Genomic DNA, 25,153 nt, shown 5'->3' on the forward strand with positions numbered 1-25,153 from the left:
CAATCGTTCCAATGTTGCAGTGCGGCTTCGTGCGAGCGAATTTCTCTTTGGCCATGACACCCTGTTTCCTGACACCGGCCCTGCGAGGCCTTCCGAAAGCGCGGTCGCATTAGGGGGTTTTGGCCGCGATTGCAAGGCGCAGGCACCCCTGCCCGCCCCCTCGCGAGCGGCCCGATGGCTCAGCCGCCATAGAGATACTCGGGCAGCCACAGCGTCAGCCCCGGCCAGAGATACATCAGCACCATGCACAGGATCACGATCAGCATATAGGGCATCATCCCCGCGAAGATCTGGTTGATCGTCACATGCGGCGGAGCGACGCCCTTGAGGTAGAAGGCGGACATCGCGACCGGCGGCGACAGGAACGCAGCCTGCAGGTTCACGAAGACCAGCACCCCCCAGAGGATCGGGTCGATGCCGAAATGCTTCAGCATCGGCAGGAAGATCGGCACGAAGATCACGATGATCTCGGTCCATTCCAGCGGCCAGCCGAGCACGAAGATGATCGCCTGCGACAGGATCATGAACTGCAGCGGCGACAGGTCCAGCGACAGCACCCAGCGCTCGAGCAGGGCCTGCCCGCCGAGCAGCGCGAACACGGCCGAAAAGATCGCCGAGCCGACGAAGAGCCAGCAGACCATCGATGTGGTCTTGGCGGTCAGGAACACCGCCTCCTTGATCTTCTTCCAGTTCAGCGTCCGGGCATGGAAGGCGAGCAGGAAGGCACCCGCTGCACCGACGGCGGCGGATTCGGTCGCCGTCGTGATCCCGAACAGGATCACCGCCAGCACGATCACCGTCAGCAGGCCGAGCGGCAGCACGGCGTCGGTCAGCATGCGGATGACCTCGAGCCGCTCCGCGGTCATGCGGGCGTAGTAGCGCAGCATCAGCGCCGCGCAGCCGAGCGCGATGGCGCCGAACCAGAGATAGAAGGCGGTGGGCGGCCCCTTGCCCTCGCCCGTCTCCTCCTGAACGAGGTCGGGCGTGCCGAGCTGCTCGATCGCCGGCAGCGCCTCGGCCGCGCCGGCCTGCTGGTGGATGACGACATACCACCAGATCAGCGCGAGCGTCCCCGCGACGAGCGTGAGCGGCACCAGCGCATAGGCCCAGGCCTGCAGCAGCGCGCCCCAGGTGAGGGGCTGTCCGTCGCGCTGGATCCCGCGCACCCGCAACGGCGAGAGCAGCGCCAGGCTCAGCGCCGGAAACACCCGGCCGCGATGCGGCTCGGCGAGCGTCCGCGTCCAGTCGGGGACCGGAACCTGCCGCTGCTCCGGCGGCAGCGCCGGCGCCACGCGCGGGTTCAGCAGCGCCCAGCCGACGATGTAGACGAGATAGAGAAAGGCGAGGAAGAAGCCGGGGAACATCGCGGCCGCGTAGAGCTTCACCACCGATTGTCCGGCCACGGCCGCATAGACGATGATCATCACCGAGGGCGGGATCAGGATGCCGAGCGTGCCGCCGGCCGTGATCACGCCCGACGACAGCCGGACATCGTAGCCCGCCTTCAGCATCGGGTTGAGGGCGATGACGCCCATCAGTACCACGACCGCGCCGACCAGCCCGCTGGCGATGCCCCAGAAGGTGCAGACCAGCAGCGTCGCCACCGCCAGCGCCGCCGGCACGTTCCGGAAGGCGAGCTGCACGGCGTAGAACATCTTGTCGACCAGCGCGCCCCGCTCCATCACGTAGCCCATCAGCACGAAGAGCGGGATCGAGATCAGGACGTCGTTGGTCATCGCCCCATAGGTGCGCTGGACCATCAGATCGAAGATGCGGTTCGCGTACCAGGCCTGGGTCGGGTCGTAGAAGGCGATATAGCCGAAGATCATCCCCAGCCCCATCAGCGTGAAGGCGGTGGGAAAGCCAAGGATGATGACGACGACGATGAGCCCGAGCATGCTCAGGCCGAGGGCGGGGTCGCTCATGGATGCCGGTCTCCGCCCAGCCCGCGCTGCCGGGCCGTCTCGTCGATGCTGTGCGTGCGTTCGATCGCGGCCTTCCGCGTCGCCTCGTCGAGATGCTCGCTCGCCGCGAGCTGCTCCTCGACGACGTCGATCTCGGCGACATCCTTGAGCCGCGCCGGCCAGGCGCCGGTCTTGAGGCAGACGACGCAGCGCGCGATCTCCGCCACGCCCTGCAGCAGCACGAGTGCGCCCGCGACCGGGATCACCGTCTTGAAGTGATAGACCGGCGGCCCGTCGGCCGTGACGTTGGAATGCTCGCCGATGCGCCAGGAATCGGCGGCATAGTCGTAGCCCGCATAGACCAGCGCGCAGATGCCGGGCAGGAAGAACAGGAAGTAGAGCGCCAGATCGAGCCCCGCCTGGGTGCGCGGCTTCATCGAGCTGTACAGGAAATCGCCCCGGACATGGCCGTTCTGGGCCAGAGTATAGGCGCCGCAGAGCATGAACAGCGAGCCGTAGAGCATGTTGCTGGCGTCGAAGATCCAGGCGGTCGGCGCGTTCAGGATGTAGCGCTTGAACACCTCGGCGCAGACCAGCAGCATCAGGCCGATGATCAGCCAGGCCGCCAGCTTGCCGAAGAAGGTGCTGACGCGGTCGCAGGCCAGAAGGACTTTCTCGACGCTCATTCAGGCCTCGCATGCGCACGCCATGGCCGGCACCGGAGGTGCGGGCCATGGCCGTTGTCGTGACTAGAGGCTCAGAGCTTGGCGGCGACGCCGTTGGGACCCCAGTAATGGTCGAAGGCCATCCTGCGGCTGACCACCGTGTCCTGCTCCCAGCGCGTCGCGCGCTTGGCGAAGGCGAGTTGCGACTGCAGGATCTCGGCGAAGAGCGGGTTCTCGGCCGCCTTCTTCTTGGCCACCTCGTCATAGAGCTCGAGCTGGCGCTTCAGGATCGCATCCGGCGTCTTGTAGAACCGCACCTTGTCCTTGGTCTGGAGCTCGACATAGTCCTGCGAGTAGCGGTCGATTGCCTTCCAGGACATCTCCGCCGAGCCGGCCTCGACGGCGTTGGCGATGATCGCCTTCATCTTGTCCGGCAGGGCGTCGAACTTCGTCTTGTTGAACATGATCTCGAATTGCTCGGCGTTCTGGTGGTAGCTCTGCAGCATGCAGACCTTCGAAACGTCGGGGAATCCGAGCACCCGGTCGGAACTCGCATTGTTGAACTCGGCCGCGTCGAGCAGGCCGCGATCCATGGCCGAGACGATCTCGCCGCCCGGCAGCGCGTTCACCGCGAGCCCCATCGCCGTGAAGATGTCGATCGAGATGCCGACGGTGCGGTATTTCAGCCCCTTCAGATCCTCGAGCTTCGTCACCGGCTTCTTGAACCAGCCGAGCGGCTGGGTCGGCATCGGGCCATAGGGGAAGGACTGCACATTGGCGCCGATCGAGGCGTAGAGCTTCGCCAGCAGCTCCTTGCCGCCGCCATATTTGTGCCAGGCGAGCAGCATGTTGGCGTCCATGGCATAGGCCGGGCCCGAGCCCCACAGCGCCAGCGCCGTCTGCTTGCCGTAATGATAGACGAGCACGCCATGGCCGCCGTCGAGCGTGCCCTTGGACACCGCCTCCAGCAGCCCGAAGGCCGGCACCACCGCACCGGCCGGCAGCACCTCGATCTTCAGATCGCCGCCGGTCATGTCGTTGACCTTCTTGGCGAAGTCGAGCGCGTATTCGTGGAAGATGTCCTTCGACGGCCATGTGCTCTGCCAGCGCATGGCGATCGGCCCGGCTTGCTGCGCGATCGCGGGCGCAGCGACCGTCGCGGCCGTGGCAACCAGCGAGGTCTTCAGGAATTTTCGACGCGATTCTCCCTTGGTCTTTGCAGACGTCATGTCTCACTCCCCTGTTGAAGCGCCGCTTATTTATTGAGGCGTCTTGACCGCAGGAGAGCAGGAAGACTTGTATGACGCAAGGGCCGCGAAGCCTCTTGCGCTAGTCATCAGACGAACGAACTATAACGCTTTCGCGAGCGGACTGTTCTTGGGCCATACCAGAGCCGGCCGGACAGGTCTGGCGCGATGTCAGCCGCGCCCGAAGACCCGCCGGTAGCGCGCCACCGCCTCCGCCTCGCCCGAGACCTTCTCGGGATTGTCGGAGAGCTTCACAGCAGGGCGCCCGTTCGCCTTGGTGACCTTGCAGACCAGCGACATCGGATCGAGCGCGCGCGAGCCGTCGGGCAGGCAGCCGACGAGATCGTTGGTGAGATCGGTGCCCCAGCCGAAGGCCATGCGGACCTTGCCGTCGAAATGCCGGTAGACCCGCTCGATCGCATCGACGTCGAGCCCATCCGAGAAGACCAGCAGCTTCTCGCGCGGATCGCGCCCGCGCTCGCGCCACCAGGCCATGATCGCCTCGCCCGCCTCGATCGGCGGCGCGGAATCGGGCCGAAAGCCCGTCCAGTCCGCCACCCAGTCCGGCGCATGACGCAGGAAGCCGCTCGTTCCGAAGGCGTCCGGCAGAGCGATCAGCAGATTGCCGCCATAGACCTGGCGCCACTCGTCGAGCACGCGATAAGGCGCGCGCAGCAGCTCGGCGTCGCTGTCGGCCAGCGCCGCCAGCACCATCGGCAGCTCATGGGCATTGGTGCCGATCGCCTCGAGATCGGCATCCATCGCCAGAAGGACGTTCGAGGTGCCGCTGAACTTCGGCCCTAGCCCCTCCTTCAGCGCCTCGACGCACCAGCGCTGCCAGAGATGGCCATGGCGCCGGCGCGTGCCGAAATCGGAGAGTTTGAGGTTCGGCAGCCTCTGCAGCCGCTCGACCTTGTCCCACATCTTCGCCTTGGCGCGGGCATAGAGCACATCGAGCGCGAACCGCTTCTGCCCGACCATGACGCGCCGCGCCCGCAGCTCGTTGATGATGGCGAGAGCCGGCACCTCCCACATCGTCGTATGGGTCCAGGGCCCCTCGAAATGCAGCTCGTATTGCCCGTCGACCCGGCGCAGCTCGTAATCCGGCAGCTGGAAATCGGCGAGCCAGGCCAGGAACTCCGGCGAGAACATCTGGCGCTTGCCGTAGAACGAGTTGCCGGCGAGCCAGATCAGCTCCTTCTTGGTGAAGCGCACCGAGCGGGCATGGTCGAGCTGGGCGCGCAGCTCCGCCTCGTCGACGATGTCCGCGAGGCGGATGTGCTTCGAGCGGTTGATCAGCGAGAAGGTGACCTGCACCTCCGGATGGAAGGCGCGGATCATCTGCAGCATCAGCAGCTTGTAGAAATCCGTGTCGAGCAGGCTGCGGATGATCGGATCGAGCCGCCAGCCATGGTTGTAGGTCCGCGTCGCGATATCGGTGACGGTCATGGCGGTTCGGGATCCGGTGGTTCGCCGCAACGGCTTGCGGGCCTCGGGCGCTTCGCGCGCATCTGACCGCCACGGCGGCGCCGGCGCAAGCCGGGCGCTCCGGTCGCGTTGACAGACCGGGTGATCTCGGCAAGGACCGCGGGCTGGCCGGCACGCCGTTTCGAACGGGCGCCGGCTTTGCGCGAACCGGAGGCGAGAGTGCAGGAATTGGCTGATGTCGCGCAGGATTTCGTCGGGAAGGTCCGTGACCGCTCGGTGGTGATCGGCGTCATCGGGCTCGGCTATGTCGGCATCCCGCTGGCGCTGGCCGCGCTCCGCCAGGGCATTCGCGTCATCGGCTTCGACATCGACCAGGCCCGCGTCGACCAGATCAATGCCGGGCGCGAGACGATCAAGCACATCCCGATGGACCTGATCGTCGCCGGCCTCGCGGAGGGCCGCTTCGAAGCGACGACCGATTTCGACCGGCTCTCCGAGCCCGACGCCCTGCTGATCTGCGTTCCGACCCCGCTCTCGCGCCAGCGCGAGCCCGATCTCTCGTTCGTCGAGCAGACCACGCGGGCGATCGGCCGGCGCCTGCGGCGCGGCCAGCTCATCGTGCTGGAATCGACGACCTATCCGGGCACGACCGACGAGCTGATGCGGCCGATCCTCGAGGAGGCCTCGGGCCTGAGCAGCGGCACGGATGTCTTCCTCGCCTATTCGCCCGAGCGGGAGGACCCCGGCAACGCCCAGTTCGGCACCTCCGACATTCCCAAGGTCGTCGGCGGCGACGGCCCTGCGGCGCTCGCCATGGCGAACGCGCTCTATGGCGCCCTCGTCGTCAGGACCGTGCCGGTCTCCTCGACCGCCACGGCCGAGGCGGTGAAGCTGACCGAGAACATCTTCCGCGCCGTCAACATCGCCCTCGTGAACGAGCTCAAGCAGGTCTATGCGGCCATGGGCATCGACATCTGGGAGGTGATCGACGCCGCCAAGACCAAGCCCTTCGGCTTCATGCCGTTCTATCCGGGCCCGGGCCTCGGCGGGCACTGCATCCCGATCGATCCCTTCTATCTGACCTGGAAGGCGCGCGAATTCGACATCGCCACCCGCTTCATCGAACTCGCCGGGCAGATCAACACCGAGATGCCCTATCGCGTCGTCGATCGGCTGGCCGAACTCGTCGACCGCCAGCTCGGCCGCAGCTTCAGCGGCGCGCGCATCCTCGTTCTCGGCCTCGCCTACAAGAAGAACGTCGAGGACATGCGCGAGAGCCCGGCCCTCAAGCTGATCGAGCTGATCGAGGCCCGGGGCGCAGAGGCCGCCTATCACGACCCCCATATCCCGGCGATCCGCAAGAGCCGCAAGCACGGCGCGCTGGCCGCCCGTCCGAGCACGCCGCTGACGGCAGACGCGATCGCCGGCTTCGACGCGGTGCTGATCGCCACCGACCATGACGATGTCGACTACGCACTGGTCGTGGCCCATGCCAAGCTCGTCGTCGACACGCGCAACGCCTGCGCCCGCCACGGGTTGACGGGTGAGACCATCTTCAAAGCCTGAGACCGGAATGACCGAGACCGGAATGCCCGAGACCGACACCCCCTACGACCTCGCCGTCATCGGCGGCGGCATCAATGGCTGCGGCATCGCCCGCGACGCGGCGGGACGCGGCGCCTCCGTCGTCCTCTTCGAGAAGGACGACCTCGCCAGCGCGACCTCCTCGGCCTCGACCAAGCTGATCCACGGCGGTCTGCGCTATCTCGAGCATTACGAGTTCCGGCTCGTGCGCGAGGCGCTGATGGAGCGCGAGCGGCTCTGGGCGATCGCCCCGCACATCATCTGGCCGCTGCGCTTCGTGCTGCCGCATCACAGGGGCCTGCGCCCGGCTTGGCTGCTGCGGCTCGGTCTGTTCCTCTACGACCATATCGGCGGCCGCAAGAAACTGCCGGCGACGCGCACGCTAGACCTTTCGCAGGATGCTACCGGCCGGCCGCTCAAGGACAACGGCGCCACCGCCTTCGAGTATTCCGATTGCTGGGTCGAGGATTCGCGCCTCGTCGTGCTCAACGCCATGGACGCCGCCGCGAAGGGCGCCACGATCCACACCCGCGCCCGCGTCGTCTCGGCCGATCGCGAGGGCGGCTTGTGGCGCATCACCGCGGAGACGAACGGCACCCGCCACAGCGTGCTGGCGAAGGCGCTGGTCAATGCGGCCGGCCCCTGGGTCGGCGACGTGCTCGGCGGCGTCGTCCGCTCCAACACCAAGGCCGCCGTCCGCATGGTCCAGGGCAGCCATATCGTCGTGCCCCGGCTCTACGATCACGACCGTTGCTACATCTTCCAGAACGCCGACGGGCGGATCATCTTCGCGATCCCCTATGAGCGCGACTTCACGCTGATCGGCACGACCGACCGCGACTATCGCGGCAATCCCTCCGACGCCAAGGCGACGCCCGAGGAGATCGACTATCTCTGCGCCGCCGCGAGCGAGTATTTCCGCGAGCCGGTGACCCCGTCCTCCGTGGTCTGGACCTATTCCGGCGTGCGCCCGCTCTATGACGACGGCGCCAGCAAGGCGCAGGAGGCGACGCGCGACTATGTCCTGACGCTCGACGCGCCGCAGGGCCAGGCGCCGCTGCTCTCCGTCTTCGGCGGCAAGATCACGACCTATCGCCGCCTCGCCGAATCCGCGTTGGAAAAGCTCGGTCCCCACGCCGCCTGGGCCGCACGCCCGGCCTGGACCGTCACCGGCACGCTGCCGGGCGGCGATTTCCCGGTCGAGGGCTTTGAGGCGCAGGTCGACGCGCTCGCTGCCGCCCATCCCTGGCTCGCCCGCGCGACCATTGCGCGGCTGGTGCGGGCCTATGGCACCAAGGCGCGCGAGATCCTGCAGGGCGCTGGCCAGGAGGCCGATCTCGGCCGCCATTTCGGCGCCGATCTCTACGAGCGCGAGGTCCGCTACCTGATGCAGGCGGAATGGGCGAAACAGGCCGCCGACGTGCTCTGGCGCCGCAGCAAGCTGGGCCTGCGCCTCTCGACGGCCGAGCAGGAGGCGCTGGAGGCCTTCATGGCGGAGGCGGCGGCCGCCTGAGCTGTTGCAAGCACAACCAACCCGTCATCCTGGACAAGCGGTGAAGCCGAACAGGCCGGGATCCATCAGAGGACGACGTCCCGCCCGATGATGGATCCCGGTCGACCAGGATGACGGCAGAGGGTCAACGTCAGGCTTTGCAGCACTCACCTCACCCCCGGCGGCAGCGAGGGCTGCGACAGGCGGGTGCCCACTTCGATGAACTTCAGCGGGTTGGTCGCCTCGCCCGCCAGTCGCGTCTCGTAATGCAGATGCGGGCCGGTCGAGCGGCCGGTCGAGCCGAGGCGGCCGATGATCGCGCCGGGCGGAACGATCTGGTCGGGCTTCACGTCGAAGGCGCTGAGATGCGCGTAGCGCGTCGTGAGCCCATTGCCATGGTCGAGCTCGACCAGATTGCCATAGCCGCCCGCGACCTCCGCCCGCAGCACCTTGCCGGCGCCGGTGGCGCGGATCGGCGTGCCGGTCTCGCCGCGGAAATCCATGCCGGAATGCATCGCCGCAGCGCCGGTGAAGGGGTCGGTGCGCATGCCGAAATTGCTGGTCGTGCTGTCGTCGCCGTCCAGCGGGCGGCGCAACGGCACGATCTGCGCCAGCTCCCGCCAGCGTCCGAAATTCGCCTGCGCCTCGCCGAGTTGCAGCACGCGATGCTCGAAGCTGCCCGGGCGCATCGTCACCGAGAGCGGGATCAGCGGCCCGCCCATCGCCTGCCGCGCTGGAGGCAGCCGGACCTTGCCGACATCGAGCCCGAGATCGGCCAGCGCCGCCCTCACCTCCTGCACCCGCCCGGCGAGGCGCAGGCCCAGCGCCGAGACCTGCTGCCCCTGAGCCTGGTCGATGCGGTCGAGCGATTGCTGCAGCAGCGTCACCCGCTCGGAGAGAGGCATCGCCTCCTCGGCCCGCAGCGCCGCCGCCGCCAGCCGCTTCTGTGGCGCCACGACGGTGGGGTTGATGCGCTCGAGGATATTGCCCTGGAACGGGTCGGCGGCGAGCCCGCCGCCCCCGCCCGGTACCTGCGCGCCGCTGTTGGGCAGTACGGGCGCGACCGCCTGGCCGGTCAGCGTGCCCAGCAGGTTCTGTCGCGCCTCGAGCTCGATCTGCCGCGCGATCAGATCGGCGAGCTGATCGTCGCCGCCACCCTCGCGTGGCGCGGCACCGGGCGCGCGCTGCGTCGCGATCGAACTGACGAGGCGACGGGTCAGGACCCGCATGCGCTCGTCATAGCTGGCCTGCAGCACCTGCTGCTCCTGCTGCAGCGCGGCCACCACCGCCTTCTCGCGATAGAGCAGCCAGGTCGCGACGCCCGACCAGGCGGTGCCGGCAAGCGCGATCAACAGCACCATGATGCGGCCGAAGCGCCCGACGCGCGTGGGCCGCCGCCGAAGGCCCGGGCGCGGCGGCTCGACCGACCGCCCGCTGCCGCCCTCCGCGCCCGGTCGGGTCTTCAGTCGCGCTGGCTGCAACATCAGCGGCCCTCTCCGTTCACGACACGGCGTAAGCAAACGCACCGTTTTCGACCGAGACCTTCGCCTCCGTCAGGGGCTTTTTCTCGAGCTGCAGGCCGAGGATCGCGCGCGAGAGCGCCGGCAGCATCGAGTTGGTGACGATGTTGTCGATCATGCGGCCGCCGGAGTCCGGGTCGTTGCACTGCGCGACGATATGGGCGACGACCGCATCGTCATAGACGAAGGCGGCGCCGTGGTTCTCGGCGATGCGCTTGCCGATGCGGCCGAGTTGCAGCCGCACGATCCCGCCCAGCATGTCCGGCGAGAGCGGGTAATAGGGGATCGTCACCAGGCGCCCGATCAGGGCCGGCGGGAACACCTTGAGCAGCGCCGGCCGCAGCGCCACCGCGATCGACTCCGGATCGGCGCGCTGCGCCGGGTCGGAAGCCATCCGCATGATCTCGTCGGTGCCGACATTCGAGGTCAGGATGATCAGCGTGTTCTTGAAGTCGATGCGCCGGCCGGTGCCGTCCTCCATCACGCCCTTGTCGAAGACCTGGAAGAACAGCTCGTGGACATCCGGATGCGCCTTCTCGATCTCGTCGAGCAGGACGACCGAATAGGGCTTGCGCCGCACGGCCTCGGTCAGCCGCCCGCCCTCGCCATAGCCGACATAGCCGGGAGGCGCGCCCTTCAGCGTCGAGACGGTGTGCGCCTCCTGGAACTCGGACATGTTGATGGTGATGACGTTCTGCTCGCCGCCATAGAGCTGCTCGGCCAGCGCCAGCGCCGTCTCGGTCTTGCCGACGCCCGAGGGGCCGCAGAGCATGAAGACGCCGATCGGCTTGTTGGGGTTGTCGAGCTTGGCGCGGTTGGTCTCGATGCGCCGGGCGATCATCGCCAGCCCGTGATCCTGGCCGACAACACGCTTGTTCAGCGTGTCCGCCAGCTTCAGCACCGTCTCGATTTCGTCGGCGACCATGCGGCCGACGGGAATCCCGGTCCAGTCGGAGACGACCGAGGCGACCGACTGTTCGTCGACATGGGCGTAGATCATGCGCTGTGCCGGATCGATTTCGGAGAGCGCGGCGAATTTTGCCGCCAGCGCCTCGCGCGCCGCGGCCGGGTCGGCTGCGCCATCCGGAGCCGGTTCGGCGGCGGGCGGTGCCTCGGCACCGGCTTGCTCGGCCGCGACCTGCTGGGCGACCTCCGCCTTCGGATCGGCGGCCGAGGCCGGCGGCTCTGCGAGCTTCGCCCGCAGCGCCTTGATCTCCTCGACGATGGCGAGTTCGCTCGCCCAGGCGGCCTCCAGCGCGGCGAGCTTCTCCTGCCCTTCGGCGCTCTCGGTCTCGATCTCGGCCAGGCGCTTGGCGGTGTCGCCGCCGAGATCCTGGTCGGCCGTCAGCGCCGCCTTCTCCTGCGCCAGCGCGGCGAGGGCGACGCGGGCATCCTCGATCGCGGCCGGGGTCGCACTCTGGCTGATCGCGACGCGGGCGCAGGCCGTGTCGAGCAGGCTGACCGCCTTGTCGGGCAGCTGGCGGGCCGGGATGTAGCGGTGCGACAGCGTCACTGCCGCGACGATCGCGGCGTCCGAGATGCGCACCTTGTGGTGCTTTTCCATCGGGCCGATCAGCCCGCGCAGCATGGTGCAGCAGCGCGCCACGTCCGGCTCGTCGACATTGACCGGCTGGAAGCGCCGGGTCAGCGCCGGGTCCTTCTCGAAATACTGCCGGTATTCCGACCAGGTCGTCGCCGCGATCGTCCGCAACGTGCCGCGCGCCAAAGCGGGCTTGAGCAGATTGGCGGCGTCGCCCGTGCCGGCCGCCCCGCCGGCGCCGATCAGCGTATGCGCCTCGTCGATGAACAGGATCACCGGCGTCGGCGAGGACTGCACCTCGTCGATCACCGAGCGCAGCCGCTGCTCGAACTCGCCCTTCATCGAGGCGCCGGCCTGCATCAGGCCGATATCGAGCGCGCAGACGCGCACGCCCTTGAGCGGTGGCGGCACGTCGCCGGATGCCACGCGCTGGGCGAAGCCCTCGGCGATCGCGGTCTTGCCGACGCCGGCCTCGCCGGTGAGGATCGGATTGTTCTGGCGCCTGCGCATCAGCACGTCGATGACCTGGCGGATCTCGTCGTCGCGGCCGAGGATCGGGTCCATCGTCCCCGTGCGGGCCTTGGCCGTGAGGTCCTGCGAGAACCGGTCGAGCGCGGTCGTCCCCTTCGCGCCCTCAGCCTGTTCGGCGCCGGGAGTCCCGGCCGCGCGCAAGCCCGAGCCGTCCATCGGCCGCAGGTTCTCCTCCTCCGAGGCCTCCCAGATCTTGGCGTGGCCGGCGGCGAGTTCGTCGACCGGGATCTTGCCGAACTCCTTGGATATGCCCGTCAGGACGCGGCGAAGGTCGTTCGACTTGAGGATGGCGACGAGCACATGGCCGGTGCGGATCTGCGTCTCGCCGAAGAACAGCGTCGCGTAATGCCAGCCGCGATCGAGCCCGTCGACGATGCTGTTGGCGACGCCGGGCATCTCCGTCTCGTTCTTGCGGAAGCCCTCGATGACCCCGCCGATGTCGGCAGCGAGCCGGCCCATGTCCAGCCCGAAATGCTGCGCCGTCAGGCCGAGATCGGTGGCGGGCCGCAGCAGGATCTGCGCCAGCCAGTGCGCCAGCTCGACATTGCGGTTGCCGGCGCCCTTGGCCTGCCGCAGCGCCTGGATGAAGGCCTCGTAGCCGACCCGGTTGAGCTTGCCTGTGACGGCTTCGAGACTGATGTCGGCCATGATGGTCTCCTCGGGCGTCAGGATGATCGGGTGGCGGGGGTCGAACGCGCCCGGCTGCGTTGCTCGCGCAGGCGCTCGGCCGGATGGAAACGAGCGTCGCGGCGCAGCGTGCCGGGCGGGGCATCCCAGTTGGGCGCCATCCAGCTCGTCCAGCCGAGCTGGCCGAACTGGCCGAGCCGGGCGGGCTTGACCTCGCCGACCGGCAGGGCGAGTTCGACATCCCATTCCAGCCCCTCGCCGAGATGGAAGAAGACCGCATCCGCCAGCTTCTCGCAGCGGTCCCCGCTCGGCAGGAAGCGCGCGAACTCGTCGAGGCTGCGTGCGACGATGCAGATGCGGAACTTGTCCTCGACACTGTAGACGCTGGCGCCGAGCAGCGCGTCGCCGCCCAGCGTGCAGTGCCGGCTGCCGAGCCGGGTGCGGTCCGCGGGGTCGAAGACCAGGCGCATGCCGACGAACTGCTCGATCTCGACCTCGGCCTTGAACAGCCCGGCCAAGAGCCCGCGCAGCCGCGAGGCCGATTTGGCCTGCGCGCCGATCAGCCCGGCATGGGCGAGTTTCTCCGCATCGGGCACGCTGTCGCGCCTGAGATAGGGCGCCGAACCCAGCCCGATCTGGCTGCCGACATAGGCCGCGAAACGGTCCCGCTCCGGCCGGTCGTGCTGCGCGATGGGGCGCGAATCCGCCCAGGCCCGAAAGAACAGCTGCAGGAAGCGGTGGTTGAAGATGTCGAGGAAGCGCGGAAAGGCGTCGTCGCGCGCGAGCTGCCAGTGATAGCTCTCCTCCGTCGTGGCCAGCGGCAGCGCGCCCTGGGGCCCGAGCAGGCCGAGGAACTTGACGAAGAGGCGCAGGCGCCCCTGTCCGTCGCGATCGGCTTCCGCAAGGGTCGAGGCCGCGAAATCGAGAAAGGCCTGCTCGCCCAGCGCGACATATTCGTCCCGCCGCGCCGGCACGTCGCCGATGCGCGGCCGCTCCGGGAAGCTGCGTTCCAGCCGGCGTAGCACGGCAAAGAAGTCGAAGCGCCAGGGCTCCTCCTGGAGGCGCTCCGCATAGCTCGGCTCGCGCTGGAGGGGGATGTCCTCGCTCACAGGATCCGCCTCGATCCGGCGCGCGGCGGCCAGCGCATCACCTCGCCGCGCTCGACGGTGCGGATCACCGTCTGGGTGAAATGGTTCATCGCGGCGTACTCCGCGAAGAAGCGGTCGAGCACGGCACCGAGCAGGAAGACGCCGGAGCCCTCGAAGGCCTTCTCGTCGAGCACGACAGTGATTTCGAGCCCCCTCGCTGCCCCCGTTCCCGCGCGCTGCGGAAAGCGCCGCACGACAGGGCGACTGTCGACGCTCTTGATGCCGCGGATGCGCCGCTCGGTGGCGCTGTCGGCGAGATCGGCGAAGAGCGAGAGCAGTTCCCGCAGCGCCTCGCCGTTCTGGCCGGCGCCGCGCTGGACGAGGCCGAGATGGTTCAGGCTGAGCAGGTTGATCAGCCGCCAGGTGACGACGCCGGTGCTAGCCGTCTCCGAGCGCAGCCGCAATTGCGAGACGACCGGCTCACGCGGCGGCGTCGGCCCCGACAGGCAGGCGACGTCGAGCGCGACATTGTCGATCAGCCGGAAATCGGCGCCGCCCTCGCCGGTCGGCAGATGCTCCGGCAGGTGCCGGTTCGAGCAGAGCGCGCGCAGGCTCAGCTCCGCCACCGAGACACTGTCTGCGACGCCCGCGGGCTCGACCAGCGAGATGAACATGTCCGTGCCGGTATAGTCCGAGGCCCGGCCGAGCCGGCGCTCGGCGACCGAGCGGCGGCGCGGCAGACGGCGCTGCGTATAGAGCAGTCCATGCGTCGGGGAGGCCCCTTCCGGCGAGGAATAGAGCGGGTGGACGGGCTGCTTCTCGCGCCCGCCGGCATAATGGGCGTGGACCGAGAGCAGGCTGTGCGGCTCATAGTCGAGCGGGCGGCTGCGATCGGGCACGACATGGAACTCGTGCTGGTTGGTCCGCACCGGCACGCGGTCCAGCGTCTTCTCGAAGAGGTTGATCGCGGGCGCGGCATAGAGCGCGAACATCGGCTTCTGGACCGCCGCCGCCAGCCGCGTATTGACCTCGTCGAAGACGAAGATCACGTCGACCGTCTTCGCCGTCAGCTTCGGCATGATCCGCGCCAGCCCGGAGAGACGGAAGCCGAGGAATTTGCGCGGGAACCAGAACAGCTCGCGCAGCAGGTCGAAACCGCGGAAGACGCGGGTGTCGGCCGGCAGCAGCGCCTCGTCCTCGCCGAATCCGATCTGCTCCAGCGTGACTCCATCGGCCGGGGTGATGACGGGATCGCCGAATTCGTCGAGATGGCGGAAATAGATGCCGACACAGTCGCCGAAGAGCTGCTCGTAAAGCGCGACCGCATCGGCCTCCGCCCCGAGCAGATGGACGCTCAGCTCCTTGCAGCGGCAGCCGGCGAACCAGCTCGTCGGCGTCTTGAGCGCCTGCGCCGCCGACGGCTCCTGCTCGGGATCGGCGCTCGTCCGGTGCGTCAGCGTCAGCCGCAGCCCCGAGAGGACCCGGTGGTCGGTGGACAGGCCGAGCGCCTGCAGCGGGCCGGGCGCGGGGATGTATTCGGCAGCCGCGACATCGAAGGGCCAGAGCGTCACGTCCGTCCCCAGACGGTAGCGGCAGGCGACGCGCCGCTCGCGCTCGAGATAGGTGGCATCGATATAGGAGCCACGCGGGATCGTCAGGCCCTCGCGCAGGCCGGGATCGGAGAACGGGGGCCGGATGCCGGCGAGCAGCGCCGAGGGCGTCGGCGCCAGATAGTTCGGCACCAGCTGCTCGAGCAGATTGGTGGTGAACTCGGGAAACTCGTGCTTGAGCTTGAGCTGCACCCGCGCCGCCAGGAAAGCCGCCCCCTCGAGCAGCCCAGCCACCATCGGGTCCATCCGGTCGCCGACGAGCCCGCCCAGTCTTTCGGCAATCCCCGGATACTCTTCGGCGAATTCCTTCGTGTGCTCCATGAAGAGGCGGAGCTCTTGATTATAAGCGTCGAGGAACTCCTGATGCATCGCCTAGCGGCTCCTGATCGCCATCTTGCCGGTGTCGAGCTCGAGATCGGCGACGAACTCGACCGGCACGTTGAGCGGCTCGCAGTTGAGATCCGCGCGCACCAGGAACCGGACCTTCAGCTCGGCCCGGTCGAGCGAGTGGTCACGCTCGACCTGGATCGAATTGCGGATCAGCCGGGGCTCGTAGCCGACCAGCGCCGCCATCATGTCCTTGGCGATGAGGTCGACCCGATGCTCGTCGATCGAGCGGCTGGTGAGGTCGGGAAAGCCGTGATTGAGGATCGAGCGCCTGACATGCTCGTGCTGCGTCAGGTCGACCGACGAGGCGAGATTGACGGTGTTGACCAGCGCGTCGAGATCGATCGCGATCTCGCGCCGCAGCTTCGGCTCCGTGATCGCCGCGCGCGGGGCCGCGCGCCGGTTGGCGATGACGCGTTCGCCGCCGGCGTCGCGCAGATCGAGCGCCACCTTCGCGTCCTTCTCCTGATGCGCCTCGCGAAAGGCGAACATCAGCGGCGGGCGCAGCCGCTTCTTCGTCAATGTGCCGTTCGCCGGACCTCGCACGCGTCGTCGCTCCCGCTTCCCCAATCCGATCGGCCCGGCAAGCACGATGGCCGTCGCGGCGCTCCCCCGCAACGGCCATCATCGGGCCCGAAGCCGGCGCCGCGAGTGCGGCGCCGGCGACGACTTACTTCTTGTTCTGCTTCAGGTCCCAGGTCATGGTGACCGGGGCGTCGAGCGTGCCATCCTTCTTCTGCGGCTTGTACTCGTACTTGATCTTGGCGAAGTTCAGCGAGAACTGGTCGGTCGGGATCGTGGTGCCGCCGGCGGCGTCGCCGGATTGGTAGCTCGAGACCAGCAGATCCTCGAGGGTCAGGACGTAGTAGTCCTGCTGGTTCTCGCCCTGCTTGCGGACATAGAGCACCGCCTTGGTGATGTGCTTGCCCGAGGCGCAGGCCATGGCGAGATTGGCCGAGGCCTTGCCGACCGATGCGGTGAAGTGGATGTCCTGAAAATTGGCCTTGCCGGCGCCGCCGCCCTGGCCGCTCGCATGGGTACCGGCATTGGTGACGCCCCAGGAGAAGGAATCGACCTCGATCGTGTCCTTGTGCTTGGAATCCTGGCTTTCGCCCTTGATGCCGTCGATCTCGAGAAGGAAGTCGCTAGCCATGGTGGTGATCTCCTCTGTGTGAGTGAAAGAAGTTCGGTCGGAACCCGGATACTGGACGCAGTTCTCCTGTGCGCCCGGTCACGGAGGACACGGGCGCCTGGAAGCTTCGGAACGGGTGTCACCTGCTGGTCAGGCGACGGTCACGTCTGGGTTGTCACGTCTTGGGAGCTGGCAGTCGTGAGACCAGGCTCAGGCCGATATCCATGCCCTCGAGCTGAAAATGCGGCCGGAGATAGAACTTGGCCGAGTAGTAGCCGGGGTTCTCCTCGTCCTCGAAGACGTCGATGCGCGCATCGGAGAGCGGGCGCCGCGCCTTCGTCTCTTCGCTGGAATTGGTCGGATCGCCGTCGACATAGTCGGTGATCCACTCCTGCAGCCAGCGCCGCAGCGGTTCCTTTTCCTTGTAGGAACCGACCTTGTCGCGAACCATGCACTTCAGGTAGTGCGCGAAGCGCGACACAGCGAACATGTAGGGCAACCGCGCCGACAGGTTGTCGGATGCCGTCGCCGCGACCCCGTCCGGCCCCGAGAAGCTCTTGGGCTTGTACAGCGACTGCGCACCGATGAAGGCCGCCTTGTCGGTGTTCTTCCGGTGGATCAGCGGGATCAGGCCGGACTTGGCCAGCTCCGCCTCGCGCCGGTCGCTGATCGCGATCTCGGTCGGGCATTTCAGGTCGACGCCGCCATCATCGGTCGGGAAGGTGTGGGTCGGCAGGTTCAGCACCTCGCCGCCCGACTGCACCCCGCGGATGCGCGTGCACCAGCCATATTCCTTGTAGGCGCGGTTGATGTTCACGGCCATCGCGTAGGCCGCGTTCATCCAGGCGTATTTCTCGCCCTTGTGACCGTCGGTGTCCTCCTCGAAGGCGAACTCCTCGACCGGCTCCGACTTGGCGCCGTAGGGAACCCGCGACAGCACCCGCGGCAGGCACAGGCCGACATAGCGGGAGTCGGCCGCGTCGCGCAGGCCCTTCCAGGCCGCATAGTCCGGCGTGTCGAAGACCTTGCCGAGATCGCGCGGGTTCGACAGCTCGGTCCAGGAGTCCATCCCCATCAGGGTCGGATCCGCGCCGGCGAAGAAGGGCGCATGGGCCGCCGCCGCCACCTTCGAGAGATCGCGCAGGAGCTGCACGTCCGTCGGGACATGGCTGAAGTGATAGTCGCCGATCAGGCAGCCGAAGGGCTGGCCGCCGAGCTGGCCGAACTCCTGCTCATAGACCTGCTTGAACAGCGGGCTCTGGTCCCAGCGCGCGCCGGGATAGGTCTTCAGGTTCCGATACAGCTCGTTCTTCGAGACGTTCATCACCTTGATCTTGAGCTGTGCATCGGTCTCCGAGTTGAAGACCAGGTAGTTCAGCCCGCGCCAGGCGCTCTCGATCTTCTGGAACTCCGGCGCGTGCAGCACCTCGTTCATCTGCTCGGTCAGCTTGGCGTCGAGCCGCGCGATCATCTCCTCGATCGTGTCGAGCACGTCGTTCTTGATCAGCGTCGAGTCGGCCAGCGCCTGGTTGACCAGAGTGGCGATGCCGGCCTCGACCTCGGTCGCGGCGCGCTCGGTCTTGGGTTTGAAGCTCTGCTTCAGGACCGAGGCGAATTCGTCGACGTCGCGGGTCTCGGTGACCGCGCCGGGCTGCTGGGATTGTGCTTCCGCTGCCATTGCCGCCTCGCTCACTTCGTCTCTTCGGCCGGGACGGCTTCGGCGGGCTTGTCGCCGAGCCTGTCCTTCAGCGCCGCCATCAGCTGGGGATCGGCCAGCAGCGCCTTGATCTGGTCGCTGGCGGCCATCTTGCCGTCCATGAAGCGCACCAGATTGGCGAGCTGCTCACGCGCCTCGAGCAGCTTGGCCATCGCCGGGATCTGGCGGGCGATGGCGGCCGGGTTGAAATCGTCGAACTTCGAGAACTTCAGCGAAACCGAGAGCTTGTCTCCGCCGTCGCCCAGCTTGTTGGGAACCGCGAAGGACACGCCGGGCTGGATCGCCCCCATGCGCTGGTCGAAATTGTCCATGTCGAAGTCGAGGAACTTGCGCTGCGAGATCTCGGCCTTCTCGACGCCGGGGGTGTTGCCCGAAAGATCGGCCATCACCCCCATCACGAAGGGAAGCTCGATCTTCTGCTCGGCGTTGTAGGGATCCTCATAGGTGATGTGGACCCGCGGCGGCCTGTTGCGGCGAATGAACTTCTGACCTGAATCTCCGGCCATGGTAGCAGCCCCTCTGCGAATGCGTCACGCCGACGTAACGTGACACCGTAACCGTTCTTGCCTTCTACCGATATAGTCGCGCCGGACCCGAAGTCGGTTCAAGCCGAATACCGGAAAATCGCCTAGCTGTCGGCCTCCGGCATCAGGGCGACGTCGGGCAGGATGTCGCCCAGCAGCGCCATGAAATCCCGCTGCGCCAGCGCGCAGGCCTTGTCCATCAGCAGCGGCGTCGGATGCGAAGGCTCGACCCGGCGGTAGAAGGCGGCGACCGCCCTCATCCCCGCCACCGCCTCGGCCCGCGTCGCGACCTGCAGCGCGGGCCGCGCCGCCTCGTCGACCTCGGGCGCGTCGCCGTCGGACCCGCCGGAGTCGCTCTCCGCCTGCGGCTCGCCAGCCTCCTCAGCCGCCTCATCGCCGGTCTCCTCCTCGGACGACGCGTAGCCGCCGTCGTCGTAGCCATCCTCCGGCTCCTGTTCCTCCGGCGCGGTCAGTCGCTCCAGCGGCAGGCGGAAGCGCGGCCGGTCGCCGATCTCCAGAACCGCCTGGCCGAAATGCTCGGGGAACATGATCTGGATGACCTCGACCAACGACTTGCCGATCAGCTGCTGAGCCTGCCCGATCAGCAGGACCGCCGGGCTGGAAGGCTCCATGCGGCGAAAGTAACCGAGGCAGGCCGCCAGCGTATCCTTCACTTGAAGGATGTTGTCGCAACTGCCGGGCGCGACAGTGGAACCGCCTGCCGGAGCGCTCTCGCCCGGTGCGGCCTGAGGCCCCGGCATCGCCGGGTGGCCGGGCACGCGCCGCGCCAGCGCCGCATCGAGAAAGGCGACGATCTGATCGACGAGCGCCGAGAGGCGCGGAAAGCTGAGCGAATGATCAGCCCCCACCTTCTCCAGCCAGATCGCGCGGATGCCGGCGAGCGCCTCCGCGATCACGCGGATGCGGGCGAGGCTCGCGGACAGCTCGTCGATGTCGATATCCGCCAGCGCCGCCTGGATGGTCCCGGCATCGGGATGCTGCTCCCCCTCGACGAGCTTCGTCTCGCCCGTCGCGACGAGCTGGCTGCGGAAGGCGAAGGGACCGATGCGCCGGCTCACGAAGAGCGGCGCATGCTGCAGCGGCAGCACGACGGTCGGCAGCTCGTCCAGGCTCTGCAGCGCCACCTCGCGCATGATCTGGTCGCCATCCTGCGCCCGCGGATGCACCGCCTCCCACTGTTCCGCGAGGAGGGTGGCGATGGTCGTTAGGCAGGCGGAAAAACCCGGCACGTCCCGGTTGAGGATGGCGAGCTTGCCGGCCAGCACCAGCACCCTGAGGTCGCGCGAGCGCTCGAGCAGCTTGCCGAGATCGGAGAAGGCGGCCGGAAACTCGATCCCGCTACGGTCGAACGCGACCTGCCGGCCCTCGTCGTCGCGTCTGAAATACTGCGCCGGCAGCGCGACCTCGAGCCGCGCCGTGACGTTCATGAAGTCCGGGTCGTCCTCGAGATCGGGCCCACAGGGATCGGCGTCGGAGACCGGGCTCGCATACGCGGCAAAATTCAAAGACGCCATCGCCCTCACCGGTCATCCATGCACAGGCATGGCCGACGGCGGTCTCAGCGGAGACGGCCGGCCGGCCTCGTCGAAATCGGCCCCGTCAGTCGCTCTTCAGGCGCGTCTCGACCCGGCGGTTCTCGCCGGCGAAACGGTCGGCCACCACCGGCTTGGTCTCGCCATAGCCGCGGGCCTCGAGCTTGGCGGTGTCGACGCCGCGCTCCTGCAGGTAGCGCACCACCGCCTGGGCCCGCCGGGCGGAGAGATCGAGATTGTAGGAGGGCGACCCCACCGCATCGGTGTGGCCCTCGACGACGAAGCGGCTGGTGCCGAGCTGCGGCGTCTTCAGGGCCTTGGCGAACTCGTCCAGATTGGCGCGCGCATCGGGCTCCAGCACGTCGGAATTGTACTTGAAGCGCACCACCAGGTCGAAGGCCGCGACCGCCGCGGGCTTCACCGCATGCCCGGCCTTGCTGCAGTCCGCTTCCGTGCCGATGCACAGCCCGCGCGTGGCCCCGAAAGCCGGCGGCGTCGCCGGGCTGAAATGCTTGACGATGTCGTCCGCCTTGTAGGTCTGCGCCTGCGCGACAGACATCTGCGCCACGTAAAGACCGGCGGAAAGGACGGCGATGGCTGTAATCGCGGGTTGCTTGCGCATGGTCCCCCTCCCGTTTAGCTTCTCGCGGGCGGTAAAGGATTGAAGGCGCACACCATGACTCGCGCCGTCCGCTACGTCAATAACAAAATAGCATCTAGAACCGCGAGGTTTCGTTGATGACCGCCGATCTGCGACAGTTGCAAAGAACTGCTTCGTTCACGACACCTTTGGGTCAAGACGTTTTCGCCTTGACGCAGTTCGAAGCCTCGGAAGGCTTGAGCAAAATCTTTACTTTTCAGATCGACGCCAGCAGCACGACTGAAAATGCCGACCTGCAGAGCATCATGAGCCAAAAGTGCTCCGTCACGATGACGCTCAAGAACGGCAGCCCGCGGGTCTTCAACGGCACACTGGTCGACGCCCAATGGACCGGTAAGGACGAGGACCTGCACCACTACCGCTTCACGCTGCGGCCCTGGCTCTGGCTGCTGTCCCAGCGCTCCGACTGCCGGATCTTCAAGGAGCAGACCGCGATCGACATCATCAAGGCGATCTTCGCCAAGGAGGAGAGCGCGAGCTTCGAGGATCGCACCAGCGACCGGCTCGAGCCCATTCCCTATTGCGTGCAGTATCGCGAGAGCGATCTCGACTTCGTGCTGCGGCTGATGGAGCAGTACGGCATCTACTATTATTTCAAGCACAGCGACGGCGACCACAAGCTGGTGCTGTCCGATTCCCGCTCCTCGCACGATCCGGTCCAGGCTGCGGCCGAGCCGACCTTCGCCGGAGCCGGCACCGCCTATCCGCTGATGCCACCGTCGAGCCGGATGCCGCGCCACATCGAGAACCTGTCGCACTGGTCGACGATGCGGCGGCTGCGCACCGGCAAGGTCGTGCTGAGGGACTACGATTTCCAGCAATCCGGCTCCGACTTGACGGCCCAGGCCGAGGCCGGCTTCGACAAGGCGAAGGCCTACGAGGCCTATGACTACCCGCGCAGCTACATCAAGCGCGACGAGGGCGAGCACTTCGCCCGAGTTCGCGCCCAGGCGGAACAGGCGCAGGACGACCGGCGCCACGCCGCCGGCGACGCGCCGAGCCTGCATCCCGGCGCGCTGATGACGCTGTCGGCCCATGAGACGGCTTCGGAGAACATCGAATATCTCGTCATCCGCTGCCGCCACAGCTTCGTCGGCCAGTCCTACCGGTCCGGCGGGGCGGGTGATGCGCCCTATAGCGGGGCCTATGAACTCCAGAAGAGCGACCGGCGCTTCCGCGCGCCGCTGGTCACGCCGCGCCCGACCGTGTTCGGCCCGCACACCGCAAAGGTCGTGGGCGAGCGCAACCGCGGCGAGGAGGGCGATATCGACGTCGACGAGTTCGGCCGCATCCTGTTGCGCTTCCACTGGGACCGCGAGGAGCGTTCGACCTCCTGCCGGACGCGTGTCGCGCAGATGTGGTCGGGCAAGAGCTGGGGCGGGCAGGTCATCCCCCGCATTGGCCAGGAGGTCGTCGTCGAATTTCTGGAAGGCAATCCCGACCTGCCGCTCGTCACCGGCACCGTCGTCAATGACCAGCACAAGCCGCCCTACGGCCTGCCCGACAACAAAACGCAGTCCGGCCTCAAATCGGAATCGACCGACGGGGCCGGCTTTTCCGACTGCTACAACGAGATCAAGTTCGAGGACCGCAAGGGCCAGGAGGTCTTCAGCATCCAGGCGGAGAAAGACTTCAAGGCCCTGATCAAGAACACCGAGACCCGCGAGATCGCGCCCGACTACCGCGAGGGCGGCTATGCGCGCGAGACCACCCTAAAGAACGGCGACGACAAGCTCCATGTCGAGAAGGGGAAGCTCGATGTGGAGGCGATGACCGAGATCAACCTCAAAGTCGGCCAGAGCACGATCAAGATGCTGCCAACGAGCATCGAGATCTCCTCGCCCACGATCACGATCAAGAGCGTCGCCAAGACCGAGGTGCTGAGCGACGCCATGGTGGTCGTCAACGGCGCCCTCGTGAAGATCAATTGAGGGCCGATGACGCGCCTGCGCTTCAGCACCGCCCGGGAGGTCTTCGACACCTTCCCCTCCGCCGGCAAGGTCATCGCGACCAAGCCGGCGGCCGACCACCCGCTCGCCTTCCTGCGGCGGCTGGCACAGGGTCCCGCCCCGACAGAGGCGATCGGCTTCGCCGCCTATCTTTTGCCGCGCCGCGAGGCGGTCTGGTGGGCGGCGCAGACGCTGCGTGCGATGCAGCCGGGCGCGGCTGGAGCCGATGAGGGCCTCGTCGCCGCCGAAAGCTGGGTCCGTGATCCGCGCGACGAGACCAGGCGAGCCGCGCTCGCCGTCGCCGATGCCGGCGATCCCGCCCGCCCCGGCACCTGGGCCGCCTTCGCCGCCGGCTATTCGGGCGGCAGCATGGTCGAGGGCCATGCCGTGCCCTGCCCGCCCGATCTCACCGCCAAGATGGCCCGCATCGCCGTTCTGACCGCGCTTGGCCGGCTGACCGGGCGCGAGCACCAGACCGCATTGCGCAATTGCGTCGAAGCATGCATTCGATTGGCCGATGACGACGGCAAAACCTCTTGACGGCCAGAGACCTGCCTGAGTGCTGGCCGCGCCCGGATTCCCCGCCATGCCTCTGACGCTGACGATCGAGAACGAGACCGCCCTGCCCGATGGCGGGCCCCTGACCGTCTCCCTGAGTGGCGGACGGGGCCTCGACATCGGGCGCGACCAGCATCTCGACTGGTGCCTGCCGGACCCGACACGGGCGATCTCCGGCCGCCATTGCGAAGTGCGCTTCCGCGACGGCGCCTATTGGCTGCGCGACATCTCGACCAACGGCACCTATGTCAACGGAGGCAGCCAGCGCGTCCAGTCGCCCTACCGCCTGCAGCATGGCGACCGGCTGGAGATCGGGCATTACGTCATCGCGGTCGCCATCGACGAACCGGTACAGGCCGAGCCCTCGCTGCCGCGGGTCGACGCGGCGCCCGACGCCGGCTCGCTCTGGTCAGAGGCGGCCGAGGCGGCGCCGCCGATCCCGCGCCGCGACCTGCTGCCGCCGAGCCGGCACCGCCCCGTGCATGACGGCTTTATCGACTGGGCCGCCGACATCCCGGCGCCCGCTCCGGCGCCTCCGCCGCCTGCCGCAGCGCCTCCGCCATCCGCGAGCGACGACTTCGCCTGGGCGCCCTATCAGGCGCCGCCGAGCGCTCCCGAGCCGCCGCCGGTCGCGATCCCGACACCACGCCGGCCCCTGACCGCCGATCTGCCGCCAGGCGATCCCTGGAGCGACGCCCCGGCACAGCCCGCGACGCCGGTCGCGCCGCTGCCGCCGCTCGAGCCGCCCGCGGCACCGGGCCAGCCCTTCGTGCCGCCGGCAGCCGCGGCGATGCCCGCCGGCATGCCCCAGATCAGCGCGGCGGAGTTCGTCCAGCGCTTCGCCAAGGGCGCGGGCCTGTCGACGAACGACCTCGCCTGGCAGGACCCCGGCGCCTTCGCCGAGCAGCTCGGCGGGCTGATGCGGCTCGTCGCCGTGGAGCTCAAGCAGCTGCTCGCCGCCCGCGCCGAGAGCAAGCGCATCGCCCGCAGCGCCAACCAGACGATGATCCAGGCGCAGGACAATAACCCGCTGAAATTCTCGCCGACCGTGGACGATGCGCTGCAGCTGATCTTCGGCCGCCCCAAGAGCGGCTATCTCAGCGCGCAGAAGGCCTTCGACGAGAGCTTCCGGGACCTCAAGGCCCACCAGATCAAGACCTACTCGGCCATGCAGCAAGCGCTGCGCATGTTGGTCGAGGATCTCGATCCGCAGGCGATCGCCGAAAGCACGGCGCAGGATCGCGGCCTCGATTCGCTGCTCGGCTCGCGCAAGGCCAAGATGTGGGACGCCTATGTCGCCCGCTGGGACGCCAAGACCGCCCCCTACGAGGACGGCCTCGTCGACGCCTTCATGCTCTACTTCGCCGAGTGCTACGACCGCGGCGGGAAGTGAAGGCTTCGCCGGCCGGTTCTTCGTCATTCCGGGGCTTCGCGAA

19 protein-coding genes are annotated in these 25,153 nt (G+C 67.8%); 5 read left to right on the forward strand and 14 right to left on the reverse strand.

The features are described 5' to 3' along the window. Positions 1-179: 179 nt before the first annotated feature. From AX750_RS02540 to pncB, 4 genes are all read right to left on the reverse strand, one after another. Positions 180-1,925, reverse strand: a complete 1,746-nt coding sequence (locus tag AX750_RS02540; RefSeq protein WP_066716946.1) for a TRAP transporter large permease subunit — start codon at positions 1,923-1,925, stop codon at positions 180-182. Then, complete coding sequence (locus tag AX750_RS02545; protein ID WP_066716943.1) at positions 1,922-2,590, reverse strand: TRAP transporter small permease subunit; 669 nt, start codon at positions 2,588-2,590, stop codon at positions 1,922-1,924. Before AX750_RS02545 ends, AX750_RS02540 begins: the two co-directional genes overlap by 4 nt. A gap of 71 nt (positions 2,591-2,661) precedes the next feature. Then, a complete protein-coding gene (locus AX750_RS02550; protein WP_066716940.1) occupies positions 2,662-3,798 on the reverse strand; it encodes a twin-arginine translocation signal domain-containing protein in 1,137 nt (378 codons plus the stop codon). Between the two features lie 189 nt (positions 3,799-3,987). After that, positions 3,988-5,265, reverse strand: coding sequence for a nicotinate phosphoribosyltransferase (pncB, locus tag AX750_RS02555; protein WP_066716938.1), 1,278 nt, complete (start codon positions 5,263-5,265; stop codon positions 3,988-3,990). Between the two features lie 207 nt (positions 5,266-5,472). On the opposite strand from pncB, the gene AX750_RS02560 reads away from it, so the two are divergent. Together AX750_RS02560 and glpD are read left to right on the forward strand one after the other, a co-directional pair. Beyond that, positions 5,473-6,810: a nucleotide sugar dehydrogenase gene (locus AX750_RS02560; RefSeq protein WP_066716963.1), complete on the forward strand. Its 1,338-nt coding sequence runs from the start codon at positions 5,473-5,475 to the stop codon at positions 6,808-6,810. A gap of 7 nt (positions 6,811-6,817) precedes the next feature. Continuing rightward, positions 6,818-8,341, forward strand: coding sequence for a glycerol-3-phosphate dehydrogenase (glpD, locus tag AX750_RS02565; protein WP_245282285.1), 1,524 nt, complete (start codon positions 6,818-6,820; stop codon positions 8,339-8,341). Between the two features lie 146 nt (positions 8,342-8,487). Here glpD and AX750_RS02570 read toward each other — a convergent pair whose 3' ends face one another. The 10 genes from AX750_RS02570 to AX750_RS02615 all read right to left on the reverse strand — a co-directional run bounded on the left by AX750_RS02570 (position 8,488) and on the right by AX750_RS02615 (position 21,171). After that, complete coding sequence (locus tag AX750_RS02570) at positions 8,488-9,804, reverse strand: M23 family metallopeptidase (RefSeq protein ID WP_066716935.1); 1,317 nt, start codon at positions 9,802-9,804, stop codon at positions 8,488-8,490. Between the two features lie 16 nt (positions 9,805-9,820). After that, positions 9,821-12,559, reverse strand: a complete 2,739-nt coding sequence (gene tssH, locus AX750_RS02575) for a type VI secretion system ATPase TssH (protein WP_066716932.1) — start codon at positions 12,557-12,559, stop codon at positions 9,821-9,823. Between the two features lie 17 nt (positions 12,560-12,576). Continuing rightward, positions 12,577-13,647 carry a type VI secretion system baseplate subunit TssG gene (tssG, locus tag AX750_RS02580; protein ID WP_066716930.1) on the reverse strand — a complete coding sequence of 357 codons (1,071 nt, stop codon included), beginning with the start codon at positions 13,645-13,647 and terminating at the stop codon, positions 12,577-12,579. Next, positions 13,644-15,605, reverse strand: coding sequence for a type VI secretion system baseplate subunit TssF (gene tssF, locus AX750_RS02585; protein WP_066716927.1), 1,962 nt, complete (start codon positions 15,603-15,605; stop codon positions 13,644-13,646). Before tssF ends, tssG begins: the two co-directional genes overlap by 4 nt. Positions 15,606-15,608: 3 nt before the next feature. Next, entirely contained in the window at positions 15,609-16,145 is a 537-nt protein-coding gene (locus AX750_RS02590) for a GPW/gp25 family protein (RefSeq protein ID WP_348626265.1), read from the reverse strand. Positions 16,146-16,293: 148 nt separating this feature from the next. Beyond that, positions 16,294-16,776, reverse strand: coding sequence for a type VI secretion system tube protein Hcp (locus AX750_RS02595; RefSeq protein ID WP_066716919.1), 483 nt, complete (start codon positions 16,774-16,776; stop codon positions 16,294-16,296). A gap of 154 nt (positions 16,777-16,930) precedes the next feature. Beyond that, positions 16,931-18,433 (reverse strand): type VI secretion system contractile sheath large subunit, encoded by a 1,503-nt coding sequence (tssC, locus tag AX750_RS02600; protein ID WP_066716916.1) that lies wholly within the window; start codon positions 18,431-18,433, stop codon positions 16,931-16,933. Between the two features lie 11 nt (positions 18,434-18,444). After that, on the reverse strand, positions 18,445-18,978 hold the full coding sequence (gene tssB / locus AX750_RS02605; RefSeq protein WP_066716913.1) for a type VI secretion system contractile sheath small subunit: 534 nt from the start codon (positions 18,976-18,978) through the stop codon (positions 18,445-18,447). A gap of 122 nt (positions 18,979-19,100) precedes the next feature. Continuing rightward, a complete protein-coding gene (locus AX750_RS02610; RefSeq protein WP_066716909.1) occupies positions 19,101-20,531 on the reverse strand; it encodes a type VI secretion system ImpA family N-terminal domain-containing protein in 1,431 nt (476 codons plus the stop codon). Positions 20,532-20,616: 85 nt separating this feature from the next. Further along, complete coding sequence (locus AX750_RS02615) at positions 20,617-21,171, reverse strand: OmpA family protein (protein ID WP_066716907.1); 555 nt, start codon at positions 21,169-21,171, stop codon at positions 20,617-20,619. A gap of 116 nt (positions 21,172-21,287) precedes the next feature. Here AX750_RS02615 and tssI point away from each other — a divergent pair, with 116 nt between their 5' ends. The 3 genes from tssI to tagH are packed head-to-tail and all read left to right on the forward strand — an operon-like array spanning position 21,288 to position 25,110. Then, complete coding sequence (tssI, locus tag AX750_RS02620; RefSeq protein WP_082735384.1) at positions 21,288-23,141, forward strand: type VI secretion system tip protein TssI/VgrG; 1,854 nt, start codon at positions 21,288-21,290, stop codon at positions 23,139-23,141. Between the two features lie 6 nt (positions 23,142-23,147). Next, positions 23,148-23,699, forward strand: coding sequence for a hypothetical protein (locus AX750_RS02625; RefSeq protein WP_066716902.1), 552 nt, complete (start codon positions 23,148-23,150; stop codon positions 23,697-23,699). A 46-nt stretch (positions 23,700-23,745) separates the two neighbouring features. Then, a complete protein-coding gene (gene tagH / locus AX750_RS25305) occupies positions 23,746-25,110 on the forward strand; it encodes a type VI secretion system-associated FHA domain protein TagH (protein ID WP_082737586.1) in 1,365 nt (454 codons plus the stop codon). Positions 25,111-25,153 lie beyond the last annotated feature (43 nt).

The sequence above is a fragment of the Methylobacterium sp. CCH7-A2 genome (genome assembly GCF_001557075.1).
Taxonomy (GTDB): Bacteria; Pseudomonadota; Alphaproteobacteria; order Rhizobiales; family Beijerinckiaceae; genus Allobosea; species Allobosea massiliensis.

Excerpts from the sequence above, each read along its gene's own strand:
- AX750_RS02540 (WP_066716946.1), bottom strand. The coding sequence starts at position 1,925 with ATGAGCGACCCCGCCCTCGGCCTGAGCATGCTCGGGCTCATCGTCGTC.
- AX750_RS02545 (WP_066716943.1), bottom strand. The coding sequence starts at position 2,590 with ATGAGCGTCGAGAAAGTCCTTCTGGCCTGCGACCGCGTCAGCACCTTC.
- AX750_RS02550 (WP_066716940.1), bottom strand. The coding sequence starts at position 3,798 with ATGACGTCTGCAAAGACCAAGGGAGAATCGCGTCGAAAATTCCTGAAG.
- pncB (WP_066716938.1), bottom strand. The coding sequence starts at position 5,265 with ATGACCGTCACCGATATCGCGACGCGGACCTACAACCATGGCTGGCGG.
- glpD (WP_245282285.1), top strand. The coding sequence starts at position 6,818 with ATGACCGAGACCGGAATGCCCGAGACCGACACCCCCTACGACCTCGCC.
- AX750_RS02570 (WP_066716935.1), bottom strand. The coding sequence starts at position 9,804 with ATGTTGCAGCCAGCGCGACTGAAGACCCGACCGGGCGCGGAGGGCGGC.
- tssH (WP_066716932.1), bottom strand. The coding sequence starts at position 12,559 with ATGGCCGACATCAGTCTCGAAGCCGTCACAGGCAAGCTCAACCGGGTC.
- tssF (WP_066716927.1), bottom strand. The coding sequence starts at position 15,605 with ATGCATCAGGAGTTCCTCGACGCTTATAATCAAGAGCTCCGCCTCTTC.
- AX750_RS02595 (WP_066716919.1), bottom strand. The coding sequence starts at position 16,776 with ATGGCTAGCGACTTCCTTCTCGAGATCGACGGCATCAAGGGCGAAAGC.
- tssC (WP_066716916.1), bottom strand. The coding sequence starts at position 18,433 with ATGGCAGCGGAAGCACAATCCCAGCAGCCCGGCGCGGTCACCGAGACC.
- tssB (WP_066716913.1), bottom strand. The coding sequence starts at position 18,978 with ATGGCCGGAGATTCAGGTCAGAAGTTCATTCGCCGCAACAGGCCGCCG.
- AX750_RS02610 (WP_066716909.1), bottom strand. The coding sequence starts at position 20,531 with ATGGCGTCTTTGAATTTTGCCGCGTATGCGAGCCCGGTCTCCGACGCC.
- AX750_RS02615 (WP_066716907.1), bottom strand. The coding sequence starts at position 21,171 with ATGCGCAAGCAACCCGCGATTACAGCCATCGCCGTCCTTTCCGCCGGT.
- tssI (WP_082735384.1), top strand. The coding sequence starts at position 21,288 with ATGACCGCCGATCTGCGACAGTTGCAAAGAACTGCTTCGTTCACGACA.
- AX750_RS02625 (WP_066716902.1), top strand. The coding sequence starts at position 23,148 with ATGACGCGCCTGCGCTTCAGCACCGCCCGGGAGGTCTTCGACACCTTC.
- tagH (WP_082737586.1), top strand. The coding sequence starts at position 23,746 with ATGCCTCTGACGCTGACGATCGAGAACGAGACCGCCCTGCCCGATGGC.